Source organism: Salegentibacter haimaensis (genome assembly GCF_054121495.1).
In genome coordinates, this window is sequence record NZ_JBSYGH010000016.1 from 46,413 (window position 1) to 58,536 (window position 12,124).

Genomic DNA, 12,124 nt, shown 5'->3' on the forward strand with positions numbered 1-12,124 from the left:
CGGGGAGTTTTTTTATGCAATTCATTTAAATTTAAAGGATTAGCGATGGATTTTTAAATTTAGCTTAATTTATTATGCGTGCATAATATTTTTTAGTAACTTTGAGATTCAAGACCTCAAAATGAAGGAAAAAACCATAGATTATGTTCTGAGAGCCACCTGGATGGCGGTTTCCAAAATGTATAATGAAGAAGCAGGAAAGGCGGGCAGCACTATGGCGACCGGCTTTGCTCTTTTAAGTATAGATCCTGAAAAAGGCACCCCATCTACTTCCCTGGGTCCAAAAATGGGAATGGAGGCCACCAGCCTTTCCAGAATTTTAAAAACTATGGAAGACAAAGGTCTTATAGAACGAAGAAAGAATCCGAAAGACGGGAGAAGTGTGTTGTTAAATCTCACCGATTTTGGTAAGGAAATGAGGGAGTATTCCAAAAAGGTGGTGTTGCGATTTGACGAAGCTGTAAAAGAATCGGTTTCAGAAGAAAATCTAAAAACCTTTATAAAAGTGGCCCAAACTATCCTGGACCTCATCGCAGAGAAGAAAATTTATAAGGAGGATATTCCGCTGAAATAATTCAGCTCTATAATCTCCAGGACACGAATAAAAACGAAAACCTTTTAGTAAAACCAGACGAGAAATATGAAAAGAAGAATCAACAAAGTGGCGGTAATTGGCTCCGGAATTATGGGGAGCGGGATTGCCTGTCACTTTGCCAATATTGGCGTAGAAGTGCTCCTGCTGGACATAGTTCCCGGGGAGTTAAATGACAAAGAGAAGAAACAGGGTCTTAGTTTAGAAGACAAATCTGTTCGCAATAGAATCGTAAATGAATCTCTTCAAAGCGCTCTAAAATCGAAACCCTCTCCTATTTATCATCAAAAATTTGCCAGCCGAATTCAAACAGGAAACCTGGAAGATGATATTTCAAAAGTTTCTGAAGTAGACTGGATTATAGAGGTAGTAGTAGAGCGTCTGGATATCAAAAAACAGGTTTTCGAAAACCTTGAGAAACACCGAAAACCGGGAACTTTAATCACCTCGAATACTTCAGGAATTCCAATTCAGCAAATGAATGAAGGCCGCAGCGAAGATTTCAGAAAACATTTCTGCGGAACCCACTTTTTCAATCCACCGCGATATTTAAGACTTTTCGAGATCATTCCCGGGCCAGATACCAAACCTGAAGTTCTTGAATTTTTAAATGAATACGGTGAAAAATTCCTCGGAAAGAAATCGGTCGTAGCTAAAGATACTCCGGCCTTTATCGGAAACCGAATTGGAATATACAGCATTATGAGTCTTTTCCATACCGTGAAAGATATGGGAATGACCATTGAAGAGGTAGACAAACTCACCGGTCCTGTAATTGGACGCCAGAAATCGGCCACTTTTAGAACCGTAGATGTGGTTGGTTTAGATACGTTAGTGCATGTAGCCAACGGGCTGCACAAAGGTGTACCCGAAGATGAAGAAAACGAGCTTTTTGCACTGCCCGATTTTATTCAAACCATGATGGATAACGAATGGTACGGCAGTAAAAGCGGACAGGGATTTTATAAAAAAATAAAGAATGACGACGGTTCCAGCACTATTAAATCGCTGGATTTAGATAGCCTGGAATATCGCGATCAGAAAAAGGCTTCATTCGCTACTCTGGAGCAGACAAAATCTATAGATAATGTCGTAGACCGGTTTGAAGTATTGATTAATGGCGAGGATAAAGCCGGAGAGTTTTACCGTAAAAGCTTCGGAGCTCTTTTTGCCTATGTATCTCACCGCATCCCCGAAATCACCGATGAACTTTACAAAATCGATGATGCTATGAAAGCCGGATTTGGCTGGGAGCACGGGCCATTCCAGATTTGGGACGCTGTAGGCGTAAAAAAAGGACTGGAGCTTATTGAGGCTGAAGGTAAAAAACCTGCTGCCTGGGTTAATGAAATGCTCGAAAGCGGAAAGGAATCATTTTATAAGGTAAAAGAAGGAAATACTTATTATTACGATATTCCGAAGAAGGAACACGTGAAAGTTCCAGGCCAGGATGCGTTTATTATTTTAGACAACATACGCGAATCTAAAGAAGTTTTCAAGAACAGCGGTGTTGTGGTTGAAGACCTGGGTGATGGTATTTTAAACGTGGAATTCAGAAGTAAGATGAATTCTATTGGAGGTGATGTACTTGACGGCATAAATAAGGCCCTGGATATTGCCGAAAAAGACTATCAGGGACTGGTAGTAGCTAACAACGGGAAAAACTTCTCTGTTGGTGCAAATATCGGAATGATCTTTATGATGGCCGTAGAGCAGGAATATGATGAGCTTAATATGGCCATTAAATACTTCCAGGATACCATGATGCGTATGCGCTACTCCTCTATCCCAACCGTTGCCGCACCTCACGCAATGACCCTTGGTGGTGGCTGTGAACTTTCTCTGCACGCCGATAAGGTTGTAGCCGCTGCTGAAACCTATATTGGACTGGTAGAGTTTGGCGTTGGTGTGATTCCCGGTGGTGGCGGATCTAAAGAGATGACCGTTAGAGCTGCCGACACCTACGAAAAGGATGATGTGGAGCTTAACCGACTTAGAGAACATTTCCTGACCATAGGTATGGCTAAGGTATCAACTTCGGCACACGAGGCTTATGACCTCAACATTCTTCAGAAAGGTAAAGATATCGTGGTGGTGAACCCAGACAGGCAGTTGGCTATTGCCAAAAAACACGCTTTGCTTATGGCCGAAAACGGTTATACCCAACCAATTCACCGAACCGACATCAAGGTGCTTGGGAAACAGGCCCTGGGTGCCTTCCTGGTAGGAACCGACCAAATGAATGCCGGAAAATATATAAGCGACCACGACAAAAAGATCGCCAACAAACTGGCCTATGTAATGGCCGGGGGAGATCTTTCTGAACCTCAAAAAGTAAGTGAACAATACCTTCTTGATTTGGAGCGGGAAGCATTCCTGTCTCTAACCGGAGAACGAAAAACTTTGGAAAGACTTCAGCATATGTTGAAGAAAGGAAAGCCGCTTAGAAATTAAAACCCCCTCCCAGCCTCCCCGAAGGGGAGGAGAGATTGTTCTTTAAAAATTAATGTCGAATTAAAATCCTATCCACCCCTAATAGGAATTCCCCCTTCGGGGGCTAGGGGGCAGAATATGAATAAGACAGCATACATAGTAAAAGCATACAGAACAGCCGTGGGGAAGGCTCCTCGCGGGGTGTTCAGGTTTAAGCGGCCCGACGATTTGGCGGCTGAAACCATAGAATATATGATGAAACAATTACCCGAATTTGACAAAAGTCGTATTGATGATGTAATTGTAGGTAATGCAATGCCCGAGGCCGAGCAGGGTCTAAACGTGGGCCGGTTAATTTCCCTTATGGGACTTAAAACCGATAAAGTCCCCGGAATGACCGTAAACCGGTATTGTGCTTCAGGCCTGGAAACCATCGCTATCGCCACGGCAAAAATCCAAAGTGGAATGGCCGATTGTATTATCGCCGGTGGTGCCGAAAGTATGAGCTATATCCCAATGGGAGGCTATAAACCCGTACCAAATTATAAAGTTGCCAAAGAAGGTAATGAAGATTATTACTGGGGAATGGGCCTCACCGCCGAAGCTGTAGCCGAAAAATACAAGGTTTCCCGTGAAGATATGGACGAGTTTGCCTACAATTCCCATCAAAAAGCTTTGAAAGCCCAGGAAGAAAACCGCTTTCAGGAGCAAATTGTTCCTATAGATGTTGAGGAAACATTTGTGGGCAAAGATGGAAAGAAACAAACCAAAACCTATACGGTAAATAAAGATGAAGGCCCGCGGGCAGATACTTCTAAGGAAGTATTGGGAAAACTACGACCTGTTTTTGCCGAGGGCGGTAGTGTAACTGCAGGGAATTCTTCACAAATGAGCGATGGTGCAGCTTTCGTTATGGTGATGAGTGAAGAAATGGTGAAAGAACTTAATTTGGAGCCCATTGCGAGATTAGTGAGTTATACAGCTGTTGGAGTTCCTCCAAGAATTATGGGAATTGGTCCTGTAGATGCTATTCCAAAAGCTGTGAAAATGGCTGGTATCAAGCAGGATGACCTGGAACTTATCGAATTAAACGAAGCATTTGCTTCCCAGTCGCTGGCCGTAATCAGAGAACTTGGGCTGAACCCAGAAAAAGTTAATCCTAACGGAGGTGCTATTTCTATGGGACACCCGCTGGGCTGTACCGGGGCCAAACTTTCAGTTCAAATTTTTGATGAAATGCAAAAACGCAGCCTGAAAGATAAATACGCCATGGTCACTATGTGCGTGGGAACCGGGCAGGGTGCCGCCGGAGTTTATGAGGTTTTTTAATGGGCCCCACCTGGCCTCCCCAAAGGGGAGGAATTATTGAATAGAATTAAGAAAAAAGAACTAAAATCCTATTTTCCTCCTAATAGGTTTTCCCCCTTCGGGGGATAGGGGGCTTTAAAAATGAAAACACAAGAAAATAAAAAAGAATTACTACGCGGTGGGCAATTCCTTGTAAAGGATACCAAAGCTGAAGATATATTTACTCCTGAAGATTTCACCGAAGAACAGCAAATGATGCGGGATTCGGTTAAGGAATTCATAGATCGCGAAGTTTGGCCAAAAAAGGAAGAATTTGAAAAGAAAAATTACGCCCTTACCGAAGAGGTAATGCAAAAAGCCGGCGAGCTGGGCTTCCTTGGTGTGGCAGTTCCCGAAGACTACGATGGCCTTGGAATGGGCTTCGTTTCAACCATGTTGGTCTGTGATTATATCTCGGGCGCAACCGGGTCTATTGCTACTGCCTTTGGCGCCCATACCGGGATAGGTACTCTGCCAATTTTACTCTACGGAAATGAGGAGCAACGCAAAAAATACGTTCCGAAATTGGCAACCGGAGAATGGTTTGGAGCCTATTGCTTAACCGAACCTGGCGCCGGAAGTGATGCGAATTCAGGAAAAACCAAAGCCGAGCTTACCCAAGACGGGAAACACTATAAAATAAACGGGCAGAAAATGTGGATCTCCAATGCGGGATTTGCAGATGTTTTTATCGTTTTTGCCAGAATTGAAGACGATAAATACATTACCGGTTTTATAGTAGAATACGACAAGGAGAATCCAAACGGAATTACTTTTGGTGAAGAAGAGAAAAAGCTGGGAATCCACTCCTCCTCTACCCGACAGGTGTTTTTCAATGACACTATGGTGCCGGTTGAAAATATGTTGTCTGAACGTGGAAACGGTTTTAAAATCGCGATGAACGCGCTTAACGTGGGCCGAATTAAACTGGCTTCAGCCACCCTTGACGCTCAACGAAGAGTAACCGATGTCGCTGTGAAATACGCCAATGATCGAGTTCAGTTTAAAACCCCAATTGCCAAATTTGGAGCGATTAAGTCGAAATTAGCCGAAATGGCAACTTCAGCCTGGGTTGGAGAAGCAGCAAATTACCGCGCGGCTAAAAATATTGAGGACAGAATTAACCTGCGTCTTGAAAACGGGGAATCTCATAGCGATGCCGAATTAAAGACTTTTGAAGAATATGCGATCGAATGTTCTATCTTGAAGGTGGCCTGTTCTGAAGATATTCAGAACTGCAGCGATGAAGGAATTCAAATTTTTGGAGGTATGGGCTTCTCGGCCGATACCCCGATGGAATCTGCCTGGAGAGATGCCCGAATCGCGCGAATTTATGAAGGAACCAACGAGATTAACCGAATGTTAGCCGTGGGGATGCTCATTAAAAAAGCGATGAAAGGCCACGTAGACCTTCTGGGACCTGCCCAGGCTGTAGCCGATGAACTAACCGGAATCCCTTCATTTGACAAGCCAGATTATTCTGAATTGTTCGCTGAAGAGAAAGAAATGATCAAAAAACTGAAAAAAGTGTTTTTTATGGTTGCCGGAAGCGCAGTTCAGAAATTTGGTCCAGATTTGGAACAACATCAGCAATTGCTTTTGGCGGCTTCAGATATTCTAATTGAAACCTATATGGCCGAAAGTGGAATTTTGAGAGCCGAGAAAAATGCAAAACGCTTTGGAGAAGATAGCCAGAAAGAGCAAATCGCAATGGCGAAACTTTACCTGTATCACGCCGTTGAGACCGTGAGCCAAAAAGCTAAAGAAGGTATCGTTTCTTTTGCTGAAGGTGACGAACAACGAATGATGCTTATGGGCTTAAAGCGTTTCACCAAATATGAAAATATGCCTAATGTGGTAGCTTTAAGAAACAGCATTGCAGAGAAACTTACTTCAGAAAATAAATACGTTTTTTAAGATTGTCCATTTTTTGAATTTTTAAAGGCCATTTCCTTAACCGGGAATGGCCTTTTTGGTTAAAATAGTTTTAATTCCTATCAAAGGGTTCTCCAGGCAATTGATTTTTAATAATTTTAGAATGTAGTTGTAACATATGCCAGAAGCAGAAATCAATATCCTCTATGCTTTAATTGCCGGTATTCTCTTTGTTGTAGCGGGATTTGCTTTTATATTTTTCCTGCTTAAAAAAATTGGAAAAGATCCGCGTAACATTCTCCCGGTTGGCTTTGCCAAACGCATTCGGGTACCCCTGGTTGTATTTCTAATTTCACTTTTCCTGCAGCTGGCCGTTTTAAGCAAAGTTTTCCGATTCGATACCAGTTATGAAATAGCCCGGCATTTAAGTATTCTGGGGTTTATCTTGAGTATCACCTGGATAATCATAAGCCTGCTTCGAGTGTTTAAAAACCGAATGCTTAAAAGATATGATGTTTCCACACAGGATAATCTAAAGGCCAGAAAGGTTTATACCCAGTTTATGATCCTGGAGAATATCATCATATTCATCATCATTCTTTTAGCGGTTGGAATTGCGCTAATGAGTTTTGACAGCATAAGATCTATAGGTCTAAGCCTATTGACCTCGGCCGGGATAGCAGGGATTATAATTGGGCTTGCGGCTCAAAAAGCGATTGGTACTTTGCTCGCAGGTATACAGATTGCCATTACCCAACCCATACGCCTTGATGATGTGGTAATTGTTGATGGGGAATGGGGTCGCATTGAAGAAATCACGCTCACTTATGTAGTGGTAAAAATTTGGGATCAACGCAGGTTGGTGGTTCCCTCCACTTTTTTCATCGAAAACACCTTTCAAAACTGGACCCGGAATTCTTCAGAAATAATGGGCACCGTATTTATTTATACCGATTACCGGGTACCATTTGAAGCCCTGCGTGAAGAACTTGGAAAGTTGCTCAAGGCGTCCAAACATTGGGATGGCAAGGTAAACGTGCTGCAGGTCACCGATACCACAGAAAAAACGGTACAAATAAGAGCTCTTATGAGCGCCAGAGACAGTGGTACGGCCTGGGAACTTCGGGTTTATGTTCGGGAAAAACTCCTGGAATTTCTTCAGAAAAATTATCCGGAAAGTCTTCCCCGTACCCGTATTAGCATTGAGAATGAAGATAGCTCAGGAAAAGATCAGTAAATTTTAAAATGCGGTTGGCATATCTTCTTCAACACCAAGGCCTTTACTAAAATTAGCGGCGGTTTCAATGAGCGCCAAATGCGAATAAGCCTGCGGAAAATTCCCCAGCAAACGCTTGGTTTCAAAATCTATATCTTCACTAAACAGCCCTAAATGGTTGCTGTAACTTAGTAACTGATCGAACATTTTCTTTGCCTTATCGCGTTCTCCAATTTTATACAAACTGTCGATTAACCAGAAGGTGCAAATCGTAAAGGAAGAGGTTGGTTCTCCAAAGTCATCACGGTTTTTGTAGCGATACATAAGCCCATCTTTACAAAGTTCACGTTCGGTAGCCTGTACGGTTTTCACAAAACGGGGATCACGGGCGTCAATAAATCCGTATGCTTCCATTAACAAAGTAGAAGCATCCAGGTCTTTGGAGCCATAAGATTGGGTGTAGGCTTCAATTTCATCGTTCCAACCGTTATTGTAGATATCTGAATAGATCTCGGCCCTAAGTGATTTCCATTTGGTATCATTTACGCCCATTCGCAGCACCTCTCCTATTTTAATAGCCCGGTCTACGGCCACCCAGCAGAGTAATTTAGAAAATACAAAATGCCGGTCTTCGGTACGCAATTCCCAAATTCCCTTATCGGGTTGCTGCCAGTGCTCCTCGACAATATTCACGATACCGCGAACCACGGTCCAGAGTTCTTCAGAATTTTCTAAAGAGGTTTCAAACTGCAAAAATTGTTGGTAGATCACCTCCATCAAAATTCCGTAGATATCGTTTTGTTTCTGAATATAAGCGGCGTTTCCGGTACGTACGGGTTTAGAACCCTTATACCCATCCAAATGATCCAGAATATGCTCGGTGAGTTCTTTTTCACCGTTTATCCCATACATAATCTGTATTTTCTCATCCTTATCGGGAATTAGGTCAAGAATAAATTGTAAAAACTCCTGCGCCGATTCCATATGGCCCAGCCCGGCCATCACCTTTATCACCATAGAGGCGTCGCGAATCCAACAAAATCTGTAATCCCAGTTACGCTCCTCGCCAATCGTTTCAGGCAATGAGGTGGTAGCTGCCGCCAAAACCGCACCCGATTTTTTAAAACTTAAAGCCTTAAGTACAAGTGCGCTTCGCATAATTTCATTCGAATATTCTGAATACCTCGTGGTCTTGGCACTCCAGTTCATCCAATAGGTTTTGGTTCGCTGAAATTTGAGATAGCAACGATCTAAAGATTGGGTGACCAGTTTTTCATGATAGCCTAGCAAGCAATACGCATTGGAGGTTAAGGTGATCTCTGCCTCATCCAGGATAGATTGAAGATCTAAACTCGAATAGAAATACAAGGAGTCATATTTTCCCTTTTTAGTATAACTCTTCAGATAAGAGAGCTTATGATCTGTATAGGTACTCTCCCGGGCAAAATTAAGCCTGGGATCGTATTTAATTCTAAATTTTGGTTTTCCCTTCAGCAACCTGAAAAACCGAATCACATCTGGCGGAGCGTAAAAACTGCCGTCTTCTCTTTGATAACGAGGCATAAAATCTATAAGTTGAAAAGCATCGGTCCCGTTGTCGAAAACCGTACTTAGAATATTGGTTTCCCAGAGATATTCCTGTGAAATATTGTATGCATCATCGACAATAATCTCAAAGCTCCCCCCTTTAGCCTCATCAAGAATTTTGGCAAAAATTGCTTCCGAATTAAAATTAGGCAGGCAACACCAGTCTAAAGACCCGGTTTTTGAGATGAGAGCAGCGCTTTTACAGTTTCCAATTATACCATAATCGAGGTTATCCATAGAGTCTTAAAGTTCTTTTAAATGTGAGGTTGTGTGCTACGATTTTCGGAAATTTAATAAAAATCAAATTCGCAGCAACAGCATTAGCATTTAATTATGAGTAAAACCATTATAATTTCCAACCGTTTACCCTTACAAATTAATTTAGAAAACAATAATCTGGAAGTGACTCCCAGCGTGGGAGGATTGGCTACCGGCCTTAAATCTTTTCACCAGGCGGGTGATAGCATCTGGATTGGCTGGAGTGGTTTAACCGAAGAAGAAATTCCAGAAAATTTACTGGATGAAGTAGCCCAAAAAGCCAAAGAAGAAAAATGCATTGCAGTTAATTTAACTTCTAATGAAATAGACGGCTTTTATTACGGTTTCAGTAATCGCACCATCTGGCCACTGTTCCATTATTTTATGGAATATACCGAGGCCGAACAGGAATATTGGGAAATCTACAGGCAGGTGAATCAGAAATACGCCGATGAGGTTTTAAAGCATTATACTGAAGGTGATGAAATTTGGGTGCACGACTACCAACTCCTGTTGGTGCCCGATATGATTCGCCAGCAGGCTCCGGAAGCAGTTATCGGGTTTTTTAATCATATTCCCTTTCCTTCATACGAGGTTTTTAGAACCCTGCCCTGGCGCGATGAGGTACTAAAAGGAATGTTGGGTGCCGATCTTATTGGATTTCACACCTACGATTATGAACGGCATTTTTTGAGCGCCGTAAGTCGCATTCTTAGACATCAGGTAGATTTCAACAAAATCACCCTGCCAGACAGAATTGTGAAGGTAGACAGTTTCCCTATGGGAATAGACTACAACAAATTTGAAAAAGCGGCCCTCGAGCATTTCGAAAATACTGCAGAAGACCAATCTGAATTACAGCGCAGGCTAGACCACCATCTAAAGGCCACGCCCGATGCCAAACTTATTCTAAGTATAGACAGGTTGGATTATTCAAAAGGAATCGCACATAGAATAAGGGCATTTGAATATTTTCTGGAAAAAAACCCGGAATATATTGAAAAGGTGAGACTTGTGATGCTTGCCGTACCCTCGCGTAGCAATGTACCTCAATATCAGTTACTGAAGCGGGAAATCGATGAACTGGTAGGCCGTATTAACGGAAAGTTTTCAACCGTTAGCTGGACGCCAATTTGGTATTTCTATCGGTCTATGCCTTTTGATAATCTTATAGACCTTTATACCTCCTGTGATATTGCCCTGCTTACCCCAATTCGGGATGGTATGAACCTGGTGGCTAAAGAATATATCGCCACGCGAACCAATCATACCGGGGTATTAATCTTAAGTGAAATGGCGGGAGCTGCCCACGAGATGAATGAAGCCTTAATTATCAATCCTAATAATTTTGAGCAAATCGCCTCTGCATTAAAGCAGGCTATAGAAATGCCAGAAGAAGAGCAAATACAAAGAAACAAATTGCTTCAAAAACGATTAAAACGCTACAGCGTTGAAAAATGGGCTACCGATTTTATGAATTCCCTTCGCAATACCAGGGAAAACCGTGATGCAGTAAAAGCCACCCGAATTTCCAGGAACCTATCAGAAGAAATATTAAACACTTATAAAAATGCAAATCGCAGGGTGTTGTTTTTGGATTATGATGGTACCCTGGTGAATTTCACCGACAAACCCGAGAAAGCAAGACCAGATGCCGAACTTATCGAACTGGTAGCACAACTCAATGAACAGGAAAATACCGATGTAATTCTCATAAGCGGCCGGGATAAAGATACTTTGGGAACCTGGTGGCAGGAAATTCCCGTAGATCTAATTTCAGAACACGGGGTTTGGATGCGTGATAAGAACAAAGAATGGGAGTTGTCTGAAAATGTAAAAAGCGACTGGATGGAAGCGGTAAGACCTGTGATTGAAAATTTCGTAGACCGCACCCCAGGAACCTTTATAGAAGACAAAAACTATTCTTTAGCCTGGCATTATCGCAAGGCCGATCCAGAACTGGGAGAAATTAGAGCCAGCGAACTGGCTTCGGTACTCAAGGAACTCATTTCCAATCACGGCCTTAGCGTGCTGGAGGGTAATAAAGTTCTGGAGATAAAAAGCAGCGGGGTAAATAAAGGCAAAGCCGCTACCAAAAAACTGGTTTCCAATGAATACGATTTCATCTTTGCCATTGGCGATGACTGGACAGATGAATATATGTTTTCTGAACTTCCGGAAGATGCCTACACGGTTAAAGTAGGAATTAAAAAAACCAGTGCCCGCTATTATGTTGAAGATACCGATAGGGTTCGGCATCTTCTTAAGAGGTTTGCAGAGATATAATCAGCCAATTTTGTTAAAAATCTTTGGAATCCTTCACAAAGTTTATGTATAACTTAACTCCAAAATTATGGCGACAATCGGCCTTTCAAGTAATTTTACTTCAAAGAAAAATTGAACCAATAATTTAAAACTTAAACCGATGAAAGCAGGAAAATTGCTAGTAGGATTATTATCAGGCGCAGCTGCCGGTGCAGCTCTTGGAGTACTTTTCGCTCCTAAAAAAGGAGTAGACACCCGTAAATCTATCGCTCAAACCGGAGATAATTATCTGGAAGATGCCAAAGGAAGCTGGAACAGATTTTCAGATTCAATAAGCAACAAGGCTAAAGCCCTTAAAGACCGATCTAAAGCTAATTTAACAAGCTCTAAACCCAAGGCTAAAGTTCACGAGACTAAAGCCCAGGTACACGAAATGAAAGCCAGCTAATAAAGCTGCCTTTTAAACTAAATAACAAGAGGCTGTCTGAAAAGGCAGTCTCTTTTTTATTGGAAATAATTCAGGATAGTATTATTTTCATGGTATGAAAGCT

At 42.2% G+C, this 12,124-nt stretch carries 8 protein-coding genes; 7 read left to right on the top strand and 1 reads right to left on the bottom strand.

Going from position 1 to position 12,124, the window contains the following annotated elements; all coding sequences use genetic code 11:
- Positions 1 to 121: 121 nt before the first annotated feature.
- The 5 genes from ACW6QP_RS13660 (at position 122) to ACW6QP_RS13680 (ending at position 7,484) form a co-directional block, all read left to right on the top strand.
- Positions 122 to 574, top strand: coding sequence for a MarR family winged helix-turn-helix transcriptional regulator (locus tag ACW6QP_RS13660; protein ID WP_457911427.1), 453 nt, complete (start codon positions 122 to 124; stop codon positions 572 to 574).
- Positions 575 to 640: 66 nt separating this feature from the next.
- Entirely contained in the window at positions 641 to 3,046 is a 2,406-nt protein-coding gene (locus ACW6QP_RS13665; RefSeq protein WP_457911428.1) for a 3-hydroxyacyl-CoA dehydrogenase NAD-binding domain-containing protein, read from the top strand.
- 117 nt (positions 3,047 to 3,163) lie between these two features.
- Positions 3,164 to 4,354: an acetyl-CoA C-acyltransferase gene (locus tag ACW6QP_RS13670; protein WP_457911429.1), complete on the top strand. Its 1,191-nt coding sequence runs from the start codon at positions 3,164 to 3,166 to the stop codon at positions 4,352 to 4,354.
- 120 nt (positions 4,355 to 4,474) lie between these two features.
- Positions 4,475 to 6,289, top strand: a complete 1,815-nt coding sequence (locus ACW6QP_RS13675; RefSeq protein WP_457911430.1) for an acyl-CoA dehydrogenase family protein — start codon at positions 4,475 to 4,477, stop codon at positions 6,287 to 6,289.
- 136 nt (positions 6,290 to 6,425) lie between these two features.
- Positions 6,426 to 7,484 (top strand): mechanosensitive ion channel family protein, encoded by a 1,059-nt coding sequence (locus ACW6QP_RS13680; protein ID WP_457911431.1) that lies wholly within the window; start codon positions 6,426 to 6,428, stop codon positions 7,482 to 7,484.
- Positions 7,485 to 7,487: 3 nt separating this feature from the next.
- On the opposite strand, the gene ACW6QP_RS13685 is transcribed toward ACW6QP_RS13680, so the two are convergent.
- Positions 7,488 to 9,287: a glycoside hydrolase family 15 protein gene (locus tag ACW6QP_RS13685; protein WP_457911432.1), complete on the bottom strand. Its 1,800-nt coding sequence runs from the start codon at positions 9,285 to 9,287 to the stop codon at positions 7,488 to 7,490.
- Positions 9,288 to 9,383: 96 nt separating this feature from the next.
- Between ACW6QP_RS13685 and ACW6QP_RS13690 the strand changes: the two genes are divergently transcribed.
- Both ACW6QP_RS13690 and ACW6QP_RS13695 read left to right on the top strand, forming a co-directional pair.
- Positions 9,384 to 11,594 (top strand): bifunctional alpha,alpha-trehalose-phosphate synthase (UDP-forming)/trehalose-phosphatase, encoded by a 2,211-nt coding sequence (locus ACW6QP_RS13690; RefSeq protein WP_457911433.1) that lies wholly within the window; start codon positions 9,384 to 9,386, stop codon positions 11,592 to 11,594.
- A gap of 139 nt (positions 11,595 to 11,733) precedes the next feature.
- Positions 11,734 to 12,021, top strand: a complete 288-nt coding sequence (locus ACW6QP_RS13695; protein ID WP_457911434.1) for a YtxH domain-containing protein — start codon at positions 11,734 to 11,736, stop codon at positions 12,019 to 12,021.
- The last annotated feature ends 103 nt before the right edge of the window (positions 12,022 to 12,124 follow it).